Origin of the sequence: Sphingobacterium sp. CZ-2, from assembly GCF_004526235.1 — a bacterium.
GTDB lineage: Bacteria > Bacteroidota > Bacteroidia > Sphingobacteriales > Sphingobacteriaceae > Sphingobacterium > Sphingobacterium tenebrionis.
In genome coordinates, this window is record NZ_CP038159.1 from 391,820 (window position 1) to 408,901 (window position 17,082).

At 41.9% G+C, this 17,082-nt stretch carries 16 protein-coding genes; 5 read left to right on the forward strand and 11 right to left on the reverse strand.

The annotated features are described in order from the left end of the window. The first annotated feature begins 11 nt into the window (after positions 1–11). Together hisIE and E3D81_RS01770 are read left to right on the forward strand one after the other, a co-directional pair. On the forward strand, positions 12–599 hold the full coding sequence (gene hisIE / locus E3D81_RS01765) for a bifunctional phosphoribosyl-AMP cyclohydrolase/phosphoribosyl-ATP diphosphatase HisIE (RefSeq protein WP_099367748.1): 588 nt from the start codon (positions 12–14) through the stop codon (positions 597–599). Between the two features lie 7 nt (positions 600–606). Beyond that, positions 607–1,518 (forward strand): WD40 repeat domain-containing protein, encoded by a 912-nt coding sequence (locus tag E3D81_RS01770; protein WP_134776193.1) that lies wholly within the window; start codon positions 607–609, stop codon positions 1,516–1,518. On the opposite strand, the gene E3D81_RS01775 is transcribed toward E3D81_RS01770, so the two are convergent. From E3D81_RS01775 to dacB, 5 genes are all read right to left on the reverse strand, one after another. Then, positions 1,490–2,323, reverse strand: a complete 834-nt coding sequence (locus E3D81_RS01775) for a hypothetical protein (protein ID WP_134776194.1) — start codon at positions 2,321–2,323, stop codon at positions 1,490–1,492. The genes E3D81_RS01770 and E3D81_RS01775 overlap by 29 nt on opposite strands. Positions 2,324–2,400: 77 nt before the next feature. After that, the gene (locus E3D81_RS01780; RefSeq protein WP_134776195.1) at positions 2,401–2,880 is read right to left on the reverse strand and encodes a GAF domain-containing protein; all 480 of its coding nucleotides are present in this window, start codon (positions 2,878–2,880) and stop codon (positions 2,401–2,403) included. 5 nt (positions 2,881–2,885) lie between these two features. Next, positions 2,886–3,470, reverse strand: a complete 585-nt coding sequence (ruvA, locus tag E3D81_RS01785; RefSeq protein WP_134776196.1) for a Holliday junction branch migration protein RuvA — start codon at positions 3,468–3,470, stop codon at positions 2,886–2,888. 9 nt (positions 3,471–3,479) lie between these two features. Continuing rightward, a complete protein-coding gene (locus E3D81_RS01790) occupies positions 3,480–5,762 on the reverse strand; it encodes an NADP-dependent malic enzyme (protein WP_099367743.1) in 2,283 nt (760 codons plus the stop codon). Between the two features lie 47 nt (positions 5,763–5,809). After that, the gene (dacB, locus tag E3D81_RS01795) at positions 5,810–7,240 is read right to left on the reverse strand and encodes a D-alanyl-D-alanine carboxypeptidase/D-alanyl-D-alanine-endopeptidase (RefSeq protein ID WP_245153266.1); all 1,431 of its coding nucleotides are present in this window, start codon (positions 7,238–7,240) and stop codon (positions 5,810–5,812) included. Positions 7,241–7,368: 128 nt separating this feature from the next. Between dacB and E3D81_RS01800 the strand changes: the two genes are divergently transcribed. Together E3D81_RS01800 and E3D81_RS01805 are read left to right on the forward strand one after the other, a co-directional pair. Beyond that, positions 7,369–9,144, forward strand: a complete 1,776-nt coding sequence (locus E3D81_RS01800) for an aminopeptidase P family protein (protein ID WP_134776197.1) — start codon at positions 7,369–7,371, stop codon at positions 9,142–9,144. Positions 9,145–9,546: 402 nt separating this feature from the next. After that, the gene (locus E3D81_RS01805) at positions 9,547–10,332 is read left to right on the forward strand and encodes an IS110 family transposase (RefSeq protein ID WP_134776198.1); all 786 of its coding nucleotides are present in this window, start codon (positions 9,547–9,549) and stop codon (positions 10,330–10,332) included. Between the two features lie 360 nt (positions 10,333–10,692). On the opposite strand, the gene E3D81_RS01810 is transcribed toward E3D81_RS01805, so the two are convergent. The 5 genes from E3D81_RS01810 to spt are packed head-to-tail and all read right to left on the reverse strand — an operon-like array spanning position 10,693 to position 15,232. Further along, the gene (locus E3D81_RS01810; RefSeq protein ID WP_134776199.1) at positions 10,693–11,079 is read right to left on the reverse strand and encodes a GtrA family protein; all 387 of its coding nucleotides are present in this window, start codon (positions 11,077–11,079) and stop codon (positions 10,693–10,695) included. Positions 11,080–11,121: 42 nt separating this feature from the next. Continuing rightward, on the reverse strand, positions 11,122–11,826 hold the full coding sequence (locus E3D81_RS01815; protein ID WP_134776200.1) for a CDP-alcohol phosphatidyltransferase family protein: 705 nt from the start codon (positions 11,824–11,826) through the stop codon (positions 11,122–11,124). Between the two features lie 47 nt (positions 11,827–11,873). Further along, the gene (locus E3D81_RS01820; protein ID WP_134776201.1) at positions 11,874–12,872 is read right to left on the reverse strand and encodes an NAD-dependent epimerase/dehydratase family protein; all 999 of its coding nucleotides are present in this window, start codon (positions 12,870–12,872) and stop codon (positions 11,874–11,876) included. After that, a complete protein-coding gene (locus tag E3D81_RS01825; protein ID WP_134776202.1) occupies positions 12,869–13,990 on the reverse strand; it encodes a hypothetical protein in 1,122 nt (373 codons plus the stop codon). The genes E3D81_RS01820 and E3D81_RS01825 overlap by 4 nt, the downstream gene beginning before the upstream one ends. 33 nt (positions 13,991–14,023) lie before the next feature. Next, positions 14,024–15,232 (reverse strand): serine palmitoyltransferase, encoded by a 1,209-nt coding sequence (gene spt, locus E3D81_RS01830; RefSeq protein WP_134776203.1) that lies wholly within the window; start codon positions 15,230–15,232, stop codon positions 14,024–14,026. 297 nt (positions 15,233–15,529) lie between these two features. Here spt and smpB point away from each other — a divergent pair, with 297 nt between their 5' ends. After that, entirely contained in the window at positions 15,530–15,985 is a 456-nt protein-coding gene (gene smpB, locus E3D81_RS01835; RefSeq protein ID WP_099367655.1) for an SsrA-binding protein SmpB, read from the forward strand. 22 nt (positions 15,986–16,007) lie between these two features. Here smpB and E3D81_RS01840 read toward each other — a convergent pair whose 3' ends face one another. Continuing rightward, positions 16,008–16,931, reverse strand: coding sequence for a helix-turn-helix domain-containing protein (locus E3D81_RS01840; RefSeq protein WP_134776204.1), 924 nt, complete (start codon positions 16,929–16,931; stop codon positions 16,008–16,010). Between the last annotated feature and the right edge of the window lie 151 nt (positions 16,932–17,082).

Sequence of the window (17,082 nt, forward strand, 5' to 3'; positions counted from 1 at the left end):
TAACTATCATCATGAATATTGATTTTAAGAAAGGGGACGGTTTGGTTCCAGTGGTTATTCAAGATGCCCAGACATTAGAAGTGTTAATGTTGGGCTATATGAATGAGGAGGCTTGGAATAAAACCAATGAAGAGCAAAAGGTTACCTTTTTTTCCAGAAGTAAAAATAGGTTGTGGACAAAAGGAGAGGAGAGTGGGAATTTTTTGCAGGTAGTAAGTAGTCATATTGATTGTGACCAAGATACCGTATTGATCAAGGTGAACCCGGCTGGACCAACCTGCCATACAGGTTCCAGAAGTTGTTTCAATACCCCCTTCAACCAGAATTTCCTATTGGAATTGGAGCGCATCGTGCAACACCGCATCGATTTCCCTTCCGATGAATCCTACGTGAACAGATTAAGGAGCAGAGGGATTAATAAGATTGCTCAAAAGGTAGGAGAGGAAGCTGTGGAAACGGTTATTGCCGCACTTACCGAAACCGATAATGACTTTATCAATGAGTCATCAGACCTTTTATTCCATTTGATTGTTCTATTAAAGGAAAAGGGAATGAGCTTAGAAACCATTGCCAAAAATTTAGAAGGAAGACATCAATAAACCAAACATGGCATCCACTTTGGAAATTACATTAGAATCTACGCTTACCGGACATCAAAATCCTGTCTTTGCCTTAGCCCAACCTGAAAATTCCTCGGTATTATATACCGGTGGAAATGATAAAGGGGTAGTGGAATGGGATCTGCAGGAAATGAAGTTCAAAAGGATTCTTTGTAAGGTGGGTTCTTCTGTATACAAACTATTGGCCATTCCGGATTCTGACCTCTTGGCCATTGGATTGCGTTCTGGGCAACTCTTATTGGTGGATACCCAAAAGCAATCGCTTGTTGCCAATTGGAATACGGAATCGGGAGCCATATTTGATATCAAACTTATCCCCTCCAAAAGGGAACTGATCGCTATTGGAGAGGAAGGGTTTGCTTATGTTTGGAGTTTGGAAAGTTTAGAACTTTTATACCGTTTCAAGGTATCCGATACCACCGCGCGTGTCATCTGCCTTTCAGAAGACGGTAAATTATTGGCCTTTGGGGATAAATTGGGGATGGTCCATGTCCATGATGCCTATGATTTCCATAAATATATAAAAGAGCCAATCCATGAATTGCCGGTAACATCCTTACGATTTATAAATGGGGAGCTAATTTCTGGAGGACGGGATGCAAAGATCAATCGCTTGGATCCAAAGACCTTGGAGAAAAAACAGAGCCTTGTGCCACATATGTTCACGGTTTATGGCATAGACAGCTCGGCTGATAATAATTTTTTGGTAACCGTAAGTAGGGATAAGACCATAAAAATATGGAGATCTGCAGATTGGGGTCTTTTAAAGAATATCTCTCGGGATAAAGGTGTAGAAAGCCATTACCTCAGCATCAATAATGTCCTTTGGCAAGAAAATCGGATTTTTACGGTAAGTGATGATAAATCGATTAAGATATGGAAGGTGGAAACTCATTAAACCCTTCTTGCAACTTTCTCCGCACATTACATAGATAGAACGAATACAAGGTAGCGAGAATGCACGCGAATAACATGACATATAGATACGGTTTCATATCCGGATCAATGAAATGTGGCTGCTTGATGTTTTGGATAAGAATGCCAAAAATACCCCAAGCTAAAACAGCAGAAACCGCAGGGAGATAATGTGTTATGGTATAATAAATACCGTATGCCGTACATGCCAACAGCACAGCTACATTCAACCAGAACAATTCCGAAGAGGAGCTTACCAATTCAAATTTGGCTAAAATGATCACACTATTGAAGGCCATTAAAATAATCATCCAACCTGTATATACCCCAAAACCTAAACGGATAAAATAGCGAATGAAAGAATTCGAAACCAGTTTATGAATTTCTATCCGTTTATTGATCATTAAAATGGTAATCAAACATGCTGATGAACAAATTACAGAAAGGATAAAATGATTGTTCATTTTTAATACCATACTCAAACCACAGAATAATTGATTCAGGATAAGTAGATTACCTATTTTCTTGATCTTAAGAACTGTTCTTGGATTTTCAGCTTCATTTCTAGAAGCTATAAACATCAGTATCCCTACCAATATCATATTGGCCGAAAGAAATGACCATATTTTAAATGTAATAGGTGCTGGGGTTAGGTAAGTTGGATAGGAACTAATGGCCGTATTGATCGAATTTCCGAAGAAAAAACTGTTGTCCATCAAGATAATCCACGTGAAATTCAACGTGACCATCATGAAATTCAGCAGAGCCAAAGATTTAGTTCCCGACATGATAGATTAATAATTATAGTTGTGATTCAACACAAATATACGGGAATTGTTTTACTCTTTGTTAAAAGATTTACGTTTTAATAAGTATCTCCTAAAAAGGTTAAGATTTCAGCTAGGTATTTACTGTCAATTTCATCAAAATCAGCCAGTTCGTCGCTATCCACATCGAGAATACCTATACATTTACCGTCCTTGAACAAAGGTACTACGATCTCCGATTTCGATAAAGAAGAGCAAGCGATATGCCCTGGGAATTCATCCACATTCGGAACGATTACGGTTTCTTCCTTTGCCCAGGCTGTCCCACAAACTCCACGGTTATAAGCAATCCTCGTACAGGCTACGGGTCCCTGGAATGGGCCTAAAACCAATTCCTCGTTTTCAGCCAAATAAAATCCTACCCAGAAAAAATGGAACTGCTCTTTCAATGCCGCGCAGATATTTGCCATATTGGCCACAAAATTGGTCTCTCCTGAAATCAATCCCTTGATCTGTGGAAGGAGGTTTTCATATTGCGTCTGTTTATCCCCTTGGATTATCTGTAAGTCTTCTGCCATGTAAATTATAATCTTTTTAATGCTGCTTTGATCAATTTTTCAACGGTCAAATCTGGCTCTGCGTTATGGATCGCCTGTAGCACTTTGTCGGCTTGCGGTTTTCCAAAACCCAACATCACCAATGCCGTCAATGCCTCTTTAATAGCTGAAGATTTGGTTACCGGCAGCGGAATCAAGGCATCTGGTCCTTGTTTCTTCAATTTGTCCTGTAATTCCAAAATAACACGTTGTGCCGTTTTTGGCCCAATACCCTTAATCTTCTGGATAATATTGACCTGTCCGGCAACAATGGCTTGCTGGATCTCTTCCGGAGTAATGGAAGATAGCATCATACGACCCGTATTTGGTCCTATACCTGAAACGGAGATCAGGTGTTCAAATAAATGCCTTTCGCCTTCTGTTGCAAAGCCGTATAAAGTCTGGGAGTCTTCTCTAACCTGAAAGGAAGTAAAGAGCTTACAGTCTTCCAAATCTTTGATCTGGCTAAAGGTCGTCAGGGAAATATGCAGGTAATAGCCAATCCCACCTACGTCTATAACAACGTGGGTGGGCGCTTTTACTACTAATTTTCCTTTGATGTATTCGTACATACGGAAATGTTAGTTATTGTTGTTTTTTTCGTGCTCAATGGCATCCACCACCGCAATGGTAACCATGTTCACGATCTCACGAACGGAACTGTCTAATTGCAATACATGGACAGGCTTGTTCATTCCCAATAGGATTGGTCCTACAGCTTCTGCATTTCCAACTTCCTGTAATAGCTTATAGGCAATATTACCGGATTCCAAATTAGGGAATACCAAGGTATTTGCTGCTTCGCCATTTAATGCAGAGAATGGGAAATTAGCGGACAACATTTCTGGGTTCAATGCAAAATTCGCTTGGATCTCACCATCAGCTACGATTTCAGGATGTTCTGCATGAAGGATCTTCACCGCTTGGCGAACTTTATCGGAAACCGTTCCTTCATTGGAACCAAAGTTGGAGTAGGATAACATAGCAATACGTGGTTTGATATTGAATCGCTTAACAGCAGAATCCAATAATACCGTAATATCAGCCAACTCCTGTGGTGTTGGATCTTCATTAACGGTGGTATCACCAAAGAATAAAGGTCCTTTATTGGTCATCATGATGTACATACCTGCAACACGGCTTCCTGGTTTGGCACCGATCACCTGCAATGCCGGACGAATCGTAGATGCGTAATTTCTGGTCAATCCAGAAATCAAGGTATCTGCCTCACCAAACTCAACCATGCTGGCAGCAAAATAGTTTCTATTGGTCATCAATTTTCGGGAATCCAATTTATTGATGCCACGACGTTGTCTTTTCTTGTAAAGATGCTCTGCATATTTTTCGAAACGTGGCGAGTCAATCTCCGCTTGCGGATCGATGATCTCCGCCCCATCCAATTCAAAAGCATATTCTTTGATGATGTTTTGGATCTTCTCTTTGTTACCTAATAAAATAGGGAATGCAATACCTTCTTCTTTTACGATCTGGGCAGCGCGAAGGGTTTTGGTGTTATCAGCCTCTGCGAATACCACACGTTTAGGGTTGGTTTTTGCTTTTGCAGATAAATTGCGGATGATGCGGTCTTCCTTACCCAAACGTTTATGAAGTTCTTCCCGGTAGGCATCCCAATCCTCAATGGTCTTACGGGCTACGCCAGAAGCAATAGCGGCCTTAGCAACCGCAATAGATACTTCCGTGATCAAACGTGGATCGGTTGGTTTTGGGATCACATAATCTTTACCAAAACGGATATTACTTTGGTTATAGGCAATGTTAACCTCTTCAGGTACATTTTGTTTCGCTAATTCGGCAATTGCGCGAACAGCAGCGATTTTCATGTCTTCATTAATGGCTGTAGCGCGTACATCCAATGCACCACGGAAAATATACGGGAATCCCAATACATTGTTCACCTGGTTAGGATAATCGGAACGTCCAGTACCCATGATGATATCATCACGTGTTTCAACCGCTAGATCGTAAGCAATTTCAGGATTTGGATTAGCCATCGCCAAAACAATCGGATTACTGTTCATGGTCAATAACATCTCCTTGGTCAATACATCCGCTTTGGATAAACCAATGAAAACATCCGAACCTGCCACGGCATCTTCCAAGGAATGAATGTCACGGTCGGTTGCCCATTCTGCTTTTGTTGCATCTAAGTTGTCACGGTCGTTACGGATAACCCCTTTACTATCTAACATCACGATGTTCTCTTTTCTTGCACCAACCGCAACATACATGGCTGTACAAGAAATAGCAGCAGCACCTGCACCGTTCACTACGATTTTCACATCAGCAATATCCTTACCTTGCAATTCGCAGGCGTTGATCAAGGCTGCACCAGAAATAATCGCTGTACCATGTTGGTCATCGTGCATCACCGGAATGTTCATCTCTGCCTTTAAGCGTCTTTCAATCTCAAAACACTCTGGCGCTTTGATATCCTCCAAGTTGATCCCCCCGAATGTAGGTTCCAATGCTTTTACGATGTTTACAAATTCATCAACATTCTTGGTGTCCAATTCAATATCAAACACATCGATATCCGCGAAGATCTTAAATAATAGACCTTTACCTTCCATCACTGGTTTTCCGGCCTGCGCACCGATATCTCCTAAACCTAGTACGGCAGTACCATTACTGATAACCGCTACTAAGTTTCCTTTTGCAGTATATTTATATGCATCCTCGCTGTTTTCTGCAATCGCCAAACAAGGCTCTGCTACACCAGGAGAATAGGCTAATGTTAAATCTCTTTGGGTACTGTGTGGTTTTGTTGGTACAACGGCAATTTTACCTGGACGCCCCATAGAATGGTAGGTTAAAGCGTCTTTCTTTCTGTTGATGTTACTCATTACAATTTTAGTTTATACTTATATGTGTCGATTATTGCCTGAATAATCTATTTTAATGCATCTAATAATTTAAACATGGCCTGTCTCATCGAGGAGGCTGATCCTTGGTAATTATTTACCAATAAGGAAAAGGTATATTCTTGGCCATCGGCAGCTTTTTGATAGCCGGTATAGCCCAATACACCTCCTATAGTTCCGCTTTTCATGGATGTCCCATTCACATTGGGCAAAGATTTTAGAAAATCGGCATACCAGGTTCTTCCCTTTGCATATTGCATGATTCTGGCCATTGCTTGGGTCGTAACCCGGTTCTGTGGCGATAATCCCGAACCATCAAAGGTATTGATTTCACTCGGTGAAATCTTTAATTTATTTTGCCAGAACTTAGCGACCAGATTGGCTGCTTCGCTGGTATTGGTTTTGTTGGCGGAAATGCCTCCAATGACCTTCAATAGACTTTCTCCATAAAGGTTGATACTCTTTTGGTTGAACCAATGTACAATCTCCATCAACTTCGGAGAATGGTGGGTATGGATCAGCTTTTTATTCCCGCTGATCAGGTATTGTGGGTCTCTATTTTTTAAACCTTGAAAGGTGATGATGGTATCCAACACTGCAATGGAATCTTGGGCAAGGACTTCAGAAAGATCGTACGCAAGATACAGGGCAGGGTCTGGAACGGATATCTCAATGGTTTTCTTTAGGTCACTTCCGTAGGTCCCTCTTAAATAGATCGTATTGGAATAGGGAGCAGAATAGGCATATACATTATCTCCCGAACCCACATTTCCAGTGCTTACCTGATTGATCATCTGGAAAAATGGAGGTGTTTTTACAGGTTGAAGAGCTGCCGGTTGGCCAGGTCTAGATGGACTGAAATTGATGCCCAATTTGTTTTCCTTCCAATTCAGGCCTGATACACCTGCTCCATAGTAATTGCCGATATCGGTCCACATCCAAGTGCCCGGTACATCATATCCATTATAAAGTTGGTCATTGGCAATAATACTTCCTGCTATTTGTTTGATTCCCAGTTTAAGAATGGCCTCTTTCCATTTGGAAAGGATAGTAGCCGCTTTAGTCTGTTCGTAGCGATCACTACCCAAAGTAGGATCTCCAGAGCCTTCAATAATGATGTCTCCATTCAATACACCCAAGGAGTCGACATCTCCAGTAACATAGAGTTTTGTCGGAAAGGTATAGTCCGCGCCCAATAGTTCGAGGGCGGTTATGGAGGTGATGACCTTGAGGGTGGATGCTGTTGGCATTCCGATTTTGTTGTTGCCATCAAAAACCACTTCGCCGGTTTTCGCGTTGATGACCGTTAAAGAAGCCAAGCCACTTTGAAGGGCAGGGCTTTTTTGGAAAGTCTGAAAGGCAGATTGGATTTTTGGTTTAATCCCTTGGCCCAACACCGGAGCTGTACCCAGCACAGTGACCAATGTCAGCATCGAAAAAAATGAAAAAAATCTTCTCATAGCTAGCAAATATCGTAATCTACTAAACAAGTAGTGCATTAAAAGTGTAAAATTTCAAATCTATGATTAAGGTAATGTATTAATTAAGAGAGTTTTTATAACTTGCGTGGAATATTAAAAATTACATAATGAATCACATCGAAAAATTAGCTTCCATCCGGGAGCAGATGAAAGAAAAAGGTGTAGATGCCTATATTATCCCATCATCTGACCCACATATCAGTGAGTATCTCCCAGACCGATATAAATGTATTGCTTGGACATCCGGATTTACCGGTTCGGCAGGAACATTGGTGATCACCGCAGATTTTGCAGGTCTTTGGACAGATTCACGCTATTTTGTTCAGGCTGGAGAGCAGTTGGAAGGGACAGGATTTGAATTGGTGAAACTTCAGGTACAGGGAAAACCAGAATATGCTACTTGGCTTGCAAAACAATTAAAAGAAGGCGATACTGTTGCTTTTGATGGTAACCTGGCTGCCGTGGCGGTCGCTCAGGCTGTTCAACAGGAATTACAACCCCTAGGAATCCATGTAAATGGACATTTAGATCTGTTGGATCCAATCTGGGAGAATAGACCAGCATTGCCTTTGGAAAAAGCCTATTTGTTGGATGAAAAAACAACAGGTCAATCGACGGCTTCAAAAATCGAGGCCGTTAAAGCTAAATTGAAAGATAAACGTGTAGATAACCATTTGGTTTCATCCTTGGATGACCTTGCTTGGTTATTGAACATCCGTGGTAATGATGTGCATTGTAATCCGGTGGTATTGGGCTTCTTCCTGATCCAAGCGGATAAAAACACCCTTTTCATTGCTGATGGAAAACTTTCGAATGAAGAGGTAGCATCATTGAATGCTTCGGGGGTACAAGTAGAGGATTATGAAAAGGCATTTGATGCGGTGAAGTCTATTTCCAACGGTAGAATTTTGTTGGATACCAAACGCACATGTTTTGCGTTTTATGATGCTGTTGCTGATGGGGTTGAAATTGTAGAGGAGACCAATCCATCCACTAACCTGAAAACGGTTAAGAATGGGGTAGAGATCGAACATACACGCAATGCCATGGTGAAAGATGGTGTTGCTCTGACCAAATTCTTTAAGTGGTTGGAAGAGGAAGTCGGCAAAGGTGAATTGACCGAGATTTCCATTGCTGAGAAATTGCAAGGATTTCGCGCGGAAAATGATGGTTTTGTGGATATTTCCTTTGATACCATTGCCGGTTATCTGGAGCACGGTGCTTTGCCACATTATAAAGCGACCGAAGAAAGCAATGCTACACTAAAACCAGAAGGACTATTATTGGTGGATTCCGGAGGTCAATATAAGGATGGAACAACGGATATTACGCGTGTTGTTTCTCTTGGAAACATTAAAGCAGAGGAGAAAACAGATTATACCTTGGTGCTGAAAGGAACTATTGAAGGTTCTCAGGCAATCTTTCCAAAAGGTACAAGGGGATATTCGATTGATGCGATCACAAGACGTCCGATTTGGGAGCAGTTGCGTAATTATGGACATGGGACAGGTCATGGGGTAGGTTTCTTTTTGAATGTGCATGAAGGTCCACAGGTGTTCAATATGGCTGCGATTGATATCCTGATTGAAGAGGGCATGATTACCTCTATTGAACCGGGATTATATCGTGAAGGTCAATATGGTATTCGTATTGAGAATTTGGTGTTGTCGAAAGCGGTGGAAAGCAATTATTTTGGAGATTTCATGGATTTTGAGACCTTGACGATCTGTTATATTGCTACGGATTTAGTGGATAAAACTTTATTGGATGAAAAGCATATTGATTGGTTGAATAGGTACAATGCTTGGGTATTTGAGAAATTAAGCCCGAAATTGGATGAAGAACACGCTGCTTGGTTGAAGGAGAAAACGTTAGCTATTTAATTTTTGAGTATCTAATTTTTGAGTATTTAGTAGTGAGTATTTAGAATTTAGATACTGCAAGCGAATAGAACAGGCTGAATCATGATAAATGGTTCAGCCTGTTTTTTTGTCAACCATCCCGTCATTGCGAGGAGGCACGACGAAGCAATCTTTCTCCCTGTCATCCTGAGAATTAAAAATTTGAACTAAATTTATCGGAAGGTGATGACATTTAGTAACTTAGTTCATTGACCATTCTGCAGTTTGACCGGACTATCGTATAGTGCATCTTGCCTGTCCCTGAGCTTGGTTCCATAGATTGAGGCATTGGAGTTTGGTACATCTTTTAGATTGTCCGTATGGTAGCCTGCCGTTTATTTTTCCTCTATGGGCTTAATGGTTTCACATTTTAATTGATGTGCCATGAAAATCATTCACGATCATGCTGCGGGGATCGATATCGGTTCACGCAGAATCTTCATCTCCGTCCAGGGGCAGGAGGTCGTTTCCTTCGCCACTTTTACCCGTAACTTTCGCGAAGCCCTGGACTATCTGCTCTCCCATGGTGTGGACACCGTTGCGATGGAGGCCACGGGTTCCTATTGGTTCATCCTTTACGATATCCTCCACGCCGGAGGGCTTGACGTCTGGCTGGTCGACGGCCGCCAGACCAAACAGGTCCCCGGACGGAAGACCGATGTAAAGGACTGCCAATGGATCCAGCAGCTGCACAGCTATGGACTGCTGAACCGCTGCTTTGTGGCCGAAGGGGACCAAAAGGAGATCCGCAGCTACCTGAGGCTGAGGGAGGACCTGCTGCGGAACGCCGCCATGCATGTCAACCACATGCAGAAGGCCCTGGTGGAAATGAACATCAGGCTTCCCGAGGTACTGAGCCAGATCCATGGAGCAAGCGGTATGGCCGTCATCGGTGCCATCCTGTCGGGCGAGCGCGATCCTGGTGTCCTGCTGTCCCTGTGCCATACCAGGCTGCGCAGGACCAAGTCCCAGGAGATCCTTGCCGCCCTGGAGGGTTTCTATACAGAAAGGGGTGTGTTCGCCCTAAGGATCGCCCATGAGGCCTATCTGTTCTACATGAAGCAGATTGCCGAATGTGACCATAAGCTGGAAGCCCTGCTGCAGAAGGGCGGCGATGGCGGCAAAGGGACCCAGTCAGGGCCCAGGAAATGTTGGCCTGCTGATAGGTAAACATATTTTGCTCCGGAACCTACTTGGTTCATATTTAAAGCAAGGTGAAAGAAGGGAAAAAGCATGAAAATGGATGTTGACCATAGGAAAAGCATACTTTAGCATTGCTTTCACCATGGTTTTGCATCGAAGGCAACTTGGGGGGCTCTGCGTCATTGCGGGGACCCTGCGTCATTGCGAGGAACGAAGCAATCTTCGAGCCATGTCATGCTGAGCGCAGTCGAAGCATCTACATGTGGTACACGTACAGATCCTTCGGCGATGCTCAGGATGACATGGGGAGCCGCATGTCCAAAGATTGCTTCCTCGTGCCTCCTCGCAATGACGTGACTTTAACTCCTCGCAATGACGGGACTTTACCTACTTCTTAAAAACCCAATACTTCTGAAGGGTAAAGTTAAAACCCAAAGAAACCACAATTTCAATAATTAATTTGGAAAGCAGAAAATGCCAATGCCAGATATCCACAAAAAGATGAATACCCAGGGATTTAATGGATATACTCCCGATTACCACCACAATAAATTTCCATAATTGGCTCGCCAGCGGAGTAGCTGTATTATTGAAAGACCAATACCTATTAATGGTAAAATTCAGGATGGCTCCTAAACTTCCCGAAACCACATTGGAAAAGGGAGCGGTAAAAAGTAGGACTTTATAACAGAAGGTATAGATACTAAAATCAGCAAGTCCGCCTAAAAAGGCAGACAATTGTGCTTTTAGAAATTCTTTGAACTTTCCGGACATCCCATTATTTTAAAACAGCAACTATTTAGTTCAATACGGTCACTACGCTTGTTTTTGGTTATTCTGTTCGGCAAGTTTGGCCGCCTTTTCCTCCTTATCCTTCGCGTCGCCTAGAGCCAACAACTTCTTGGTATCCCCGATATTGATAAAAAACAAAGCTATACAGATCAACAAAACACTATAATTTATCGAACCTGGTACGATTACCTCTAAAATCAACACCAAAGAGATCACCACCCGAATTTCCGTCGGACCTAAAAGTCCAGCGTCAATGGTATATTTATCTGTGATCCGATAGCGCAATTGCGAAATGATCATCGCCCAACCATATAAGGAAACCAGCGCAAAACCTAAATATTTAAAATCCCCCGTTGTATAGAATACATAACCCAATCCAATAAATACCGTCGAGATCCAGTCCATGACGATATCCAGCGCGAAGCCGTACCATTTTCTGGATTTGTTCCGGTAATAGGCGATCCTACCATCCAACGAATCCCCAAACCATTGCACAAAAAAACCAATTACCGCCAATAACAAGAAATTGATATGAACATATTCAGCCAGCAGAAAACTTCCCAAGATCATCAAGGATCCGAAGAAACCAATGGCCGTTAAGCCATCCGAGCTCAGCCATGCTGGAATCCTTGGAACCAAATAAGATATAAATCGTTGTTCCGGATTACTTAATATATTGGTTCTTTTTCTATCCTGAAAAAGTTTCTTATTGATCTTTTGCTCACTCATTGTTTGGAATAAATTACTGTTTTAATTTGTAGGTGCAATAAATGGGATTACAACCATTTATTTATTTTGTACCATTCGAGACTTTCCTTGAGGCCATTCTCCAATAGGTATTTCGGATCGTAGTCCAACAGATTTTTGGCATGGGAAATATCTACTGCCCAATTTTCTGCCGTTAGTTCGAAGAGTCTCTCCGGATAGATCACTGGCGTTTTCGTCGAATTCTTGTACAGGTATTGCGAGATCTCGGCAATCCCTTTTACCAGGGATAAGGGAACATGCATCCTAAAAAGTTTACGGCTGAACACCTCTTTGAATATTTCGGCCATTGCGTATCTGGAATACACTTCGCCATCACTGATATTATAAATCTGTAAGCCTTCTTGTGGAACCATCACCCCTTTCAGCAACACATCGACCAGATCCTTGACATATACAAAGCTCAGTTTCTGTGGTTTTGAGCCGATATAGGGATCAAGCCCTTTTTTCATCGTATCAAAAAGTATGAAGATATCCTTTTCCCGTGGACCATAGACCGCGGTTGGTCTAAAGATGGAAATCCGCTGATCCGTATATTTATCCTGGATCATCAGTTCCGAAGCTTTTTTACTTCTGCCGTAAACGGTTAATGGATGGTACGGGAAAGACTCATCGATCAATTTTTCTTCCTGATATGGAATAGGTCCAACAGCGGCAAGGCTGCTGACATAGGAAATCCTTTCCAATGGCATATCCGCAGAAAGCGCAGCATCCATGATGGCATCCGTATAACCAACATTGACCAGGTTCATCGTCTGCTCATCCTTGGCTTTGGTCATGGCCGCTGCATGGATGATGTAATGGTATCCCTCTTGATCAAAAAGTTTTTTGAGTTCTTCAGCGTTGCCCAGGTCAGGGAACACAAATTTATCGACGAAAGGTTTGATATCGGCTACCTTGCTGGATTTTCTCACCGCAGCATGGACCTCTAAACCTAAATTCTGTGCAGCTTCAGTCAGGTGAGATCCTACAAATCCACTGGCACCCGTAATGAAGATCTTTTTTTTCATATCGCTTTTTCGTAAAGGCGATACCTTTTGTAAAGGTCGGCATTGATCTGTTCAATGGCGTGGTTCATCAAGTAATTATGATCCAGCATCCACGAACATTCCGCTTCCAAAATACCCGATGGCATCGCATTTTTGATGATTCGGCCATAAAGACAAGCTTCAATTCCCAGTTTACGGTAGTTGTCCAACACGCCAAGCATCAAAACCCGGATGGAACGTATGTTTTTCTTACCAAAAAGGAGTTTGAAAATACCGGTAGGCAATAACCTCCCCCTTTTGATGTTTATCAGGATTTCATTGATGTTAGGGATCCCCAAAGCAAACCCGATCACTTCATTGTCCTTTTCAGCGACAATACAGTATTTCGGATCCACGATCATTTTGAGATCCTTGGCCACATAATAGAATTCCTCATCGGTCATGGGAACAAAACCAAGGTTTTTATCCCAAGCCTTATTGTATACTTTTTTGATTTTTTCGGCCTCGCTCTTAAAATCCTTCAGATTGATCTGGCGGAGTTTGATCCCAGAACGTTCCAATCTTGCCTCCAATTTATCCAAAAGGAGTACCGAGCGTTGATTTGCCCCTGCCTTATTGACCAAATAAGCACGAAGATCTACCTTTTTGGCAAAACCTGCATGGCTGATCAGGTCCAAGTAATAAGGAAAATTATAAGGCATCATCGCCATCGGTGGACGTTCAAAACCTTCCACCAGGAGACCACAGGTATCATTGGTCGTCAGGTTGATCGGACCAACGATATTGTTCGCGCCTTTGGCTTTCACCCATTCTTCTGCAGTCTGCAATAATTTATCAGCGACCTCCTGATCGTTAATACAATCGAAGAAACCAAATTGACCCTCATTAACTTTATTGAAGGCATTATGGTTGGTATTATAGATTGCTGCTACACGACCAACCAATTCCCCATCTTTATAGGCAAGAAAAGGTTGAGCGCTGGAATGCTTATAAAACGGATGTTTATTCGGGTTCAATAGATCTTCCTGTCCCAGAAATAGTTCCGGCACATAGTTAGGATCGTTCGCATAGAGATCATGTGGGAAGTCGATAAAGGCTGCCCTTTGCTTTTTGGTTTCTACAGGAACAATCGTAATCACAGATCTAAAATTTAAGTGTAAACGCTGTTAAAACTAACTGATGAAGCTTTCCACTTCCAAGGTTTTGAAAACCTTGGCCATCTTCTCAACGGCCTCATCGATCTGGTCGAACGTATGGGTAGCCATAAGAGAGAAACGGATCAAGGACTCTTCAGCAGGAACTGCAGGAGCAACTACCGGGTTTACAAAAACGCCATCATCCTGAAGCATTTTCGTAACCACATAAGTTTTCTCATTGTTTCTAACAAAAACCGGTAAGATTGGACTTTCGGTAGCCCCTAGATCAAAACCATTATCCAAAAGTAACTTTTTAGCGTAATTGGTATTGGCCCACAGTCTTTCGATATGTTCTGGTTCCGTTTGGATGATCTCCAATGCTTTCAACGTAGATGCCACCGAAGCCGGTGTCATACTCGCACTGAACATCAAGGAACGCGCTTTATGTTTCAAGAATTCAATGGTATCGGCATCGGCGGCAACAAAGCCTCCTAAGGATGCCAATGATTTACTGAATGTACCCATGATCAAATCCACCTCTTCGGTCAGACCGAAATGGCTTGCTGTACCAGCACCTTTTTCTCCGATCACACCCAAACTGTGTGCATCATCACACAATATTGCCGCATCGAATTCGTTAGCTACTTGAACAAGTTCAGGTAATTTAACGATATCGCCTTCCATGGAGAAAATACCATCTGTAGCAATTAGTTTGAAGCTTTCTTCAGGCAAACGCGACATTTTATCGCGCAGGTCATTGACATCATTATGGGCATATTTGATCACCTTGGAGAAAGACAAACGGCTACCATCGATGATGGAAGCGTGATCGCGTTCGTCCAAAAGAATATAATCATGACGGCCGGTTAGGCAAGATAAGGGACCTAGGTTGGATTGGAATCCTGTACTGAATAAGATTGCTGCTTCTTTACCTACGTAATCGGCAAGCTTTTCTTCCAATTCGACGTGAATGTCCAAGGTTCCATTCAAAAAACGAGAGCCTGCGCATCCGGTTCCATATTTTTCCAAAGCATCTTGCGAAGCCTTGATGATCCTAGGATCCGTCGTCAATCCTAAATAAGAATTGGAGCCAAACATCAATACTCGACGACCATCGATTTTAACTTCCGTATCTTGTTTAGATTGAATCGGCCTGAAATAGGCGTATAAGTTTTTAGATTTGATATCTCCTAACTCGCCATTTAAAAACCGCGCAGTTCTTTCATTTAATTTTCCCTTGCTCATTCGTCAGGTGTCTATATTCTCAACAATATTTACTTTTTGAACTTTTAACAAAAATCGTCAAAAATCTTACAAAGGTACAAAACTACAGCCATACAATCCGATAAATATTGTAATTCTTCCCTTTATTTACAAAAAATCGACGCAAACATACAAAACTTAAGCCTCATTCTCTTGTTGATTTGACATATAAATATCATAAAATTAAATTAATATTAACATAAAGTTTCCTATAAAAAGAGGATAAGTTTTGCAAAAATTCTATTATTCTTACATTTGTGCTTCAATAACTAGAAAATAATGGCGATTTCATCAAACGTAAACATCAAAAATAAAAGAGCAAGCTTCGAATACCAACTATTGGACAAATACATAGCTGGACTTGCTCTATTGGGTACCGAGATCAAATCCATTCGTGAGGGAAAAGCCAATATCAACGATAGTTTTTGTAATTTCTTTGAGGATGGCCTCTACATCCGGAACATGCATATTGCCGAATATTCCTTTGGATCCTTTTACAATCATGAAGCAAAACGCGATCGCAAATTGTTGCTGACCAAACGGGAAATGAAGAAATTAAAGGAAAAAGGCGAAGAAAAGGGTTTTACGATCGTTCCATTACGCATTTTCATCAATGAGCGGGGGTATGCGAAAGTGGAGATCGCCCTGGCTCAGGGTAAAAAAGACTTTGATAAGCGTGATAGCATCAAAGAACGCGAGACGAAACGCGAGATGGATCGCGCCATGAAACGCTAAGATGCAGTGCGTAAGCCTTGCATTAAGATGCCTGAATACTAAATGATTTTTGGTATTGTCCGGGAGTCATAGATTCCCGGGTCTTGAATAAACGGATAAAGTAATTGACATCCGAAAACCCACAAGAATAACAGACTTCCTTCACGGAGAATTGATTGCGCAATAACTCCTTTGCTTTTTCAATCCGTTCTTGAATGACCAATTCCATAGGACTGATCCCAAATTCATCCTTAAACAAGCGGAAAAGGCTTGCCTTACTTCTGTTCATCTTACGACATAGATCTTCTATGGTCAGTTTTTCACTGATATTATCCTGTATATATTTTTTGAGGTAAGAAACTGGACCATTCAGTTTTGGAGCTGGCTCCTTCAATAGTTCAAATTTTTGCTGCTGGATGATCCGGATCAGTAATTCTTTAAAGAGCAGGTCCGTCAAAGCATCTTTGAACGGGTCGGTACTGATCATGGTAGCGAACAATTTGTTCGTTATTGCGGCCAGTTCCGATGTATTATTGATGTGAAATTTGTCCCAGGAAAAGTCCCAACTGAGTTTTTCTTCCTGCTTCGGGTACATTTCATTGAGATAGTCTATGGTATTGCCGATCTTTTCGGAGGAGATCACCAAAGCGGTGCATTGGGTAGGATCCTGTAAACGTGCTTCGGGGAAATCGATCTCCATGGGTTTTGAAGCCGGCAGGACCAACGTCTCTCCTGGTAGATACTCGAAAGATGGAACATCCTTTAAATGCATGATCTTTTTACCCTTCAACATATTGATGATGACGATATCATCAAATTGAAGTGGAACGAGATTCGTAGGTTCATACGTTTCGAAGACATTCAGTTCAAAATTATTCAGGGTATAAGCCTTCCTGTTCTCAACCAATGTCGATATTTCCCTTCCTGTCGCGTACGGTAGTTCACGGACCAAATTTACTTTTCCCATAAGCATGTATTTATAATCGGTTGGTAACCAAATATAATCAATGGCGTTTGAAAATAAAAACGGGTATTGGTTTTCTTGATAGTATTGTGCTATTCATAGCGACAATTATGCTATCCCTTTGCTTATAGAAAGGTTAAATTTGGGTATACCC

Coding starts and splice junctions, on each gene's coding strand:
- hisIE (WP_099367748.1), top strand. CDS start 12: ATGAATATTGATTTTAAGAAAGGGGACGGTTTGGTTCCAGTGGTTATT.
- E3D81_RS01770 (WP_134776193.1), top strand. CDS start 607: ATGGCATCCACTTTGGAAATTACATTAGAATCTACGCTTACCGGACAT.
- E3D81_RS01775 (WP_134776194.1), bottom strand. CDS start 2,323: ATGTCGGGAACTAAATCTTTGGCTCTGCTGAATTTCATGATGGTCACG.
- E3D81_RS01780 (WP_134776195.1), bottom strand. CDS start 2,880: ATGGCAGAAGACTTACAGATAATCCAAGGGGATAAACAGACGCAATAT.
- ruvA (WP_134776196.1), bottom strand. CDS start 3,470: ATGTACGAATACATCAAAGGAAAATTAGTAGTAAAAGCGCCCACCCAC.
- E3D81_RS01790 (WP_099367743.1), bottom strand. CDS start 5,762: ATGAGTAACATCAACAGAAAGAAAGACGCTTTAACCTACCATTCTATG.
- dacB (WP_245153266.1), bottom strand. CDS start 7,240: ATGAGAAGATTTTTTTCATTTTTTTCGATGCTGACATTGGTCACTGTG.
- E3D81_RS01800 (WP_134776197.1), top strand. CDS start 7,369: ATGAATCACATCGAAAAATTAGCTTCCATCCGGGAGCAGATGAAAGAA.
- E3D81_RS01805 (WP_134776198.1), top strand. CDS start 9,547: ATGAAAATCATTCACGATCATGCTGCGGGGATCGATATCGGTTCACGC.
- E3D81_RS01810 (WP_134776199.1), bottom strand. CDS start 11,079: ATGTCCGGAAAGTTCAAAGAATTTCTAAAAGCACAATTGTCTGCCTTT.
- E3D81_RS01815 (WP_134776200.1), bottom strand. CDS start 11,826: ATGAGTGAGCAAAAGATCAATAAGAAACTTTTTCAGGATAGAAAAAGA.
- E3D81_RS01820 (WP_134776201.1), bottom strand. CDS start 12,872: ATGAAAAAAAAGATCTTCATTACGGGTGCCAGTGGATTTGTAGGATCT.
- spt (WP_134776203.1), bottom strand. CDS start 15,232: ATGAGCAAGGGAAAATTAAATGAAAGAACTGCGCGGTTTTTAAATGGC.
- smpB (WP_099367655.1), top strand. CDS start 15,530: ATGGCGATTTCATCAAACGTAAACATCAAAAATAAAAGAGCAAGCTTC.
- E3D81_RS01840 (WP_134776204.1), bottom strand. CDS start 16,931: ATGGGAAAAGTAAATTTGGTCCGTGAACTACCGTACGCGACAGGAAGG.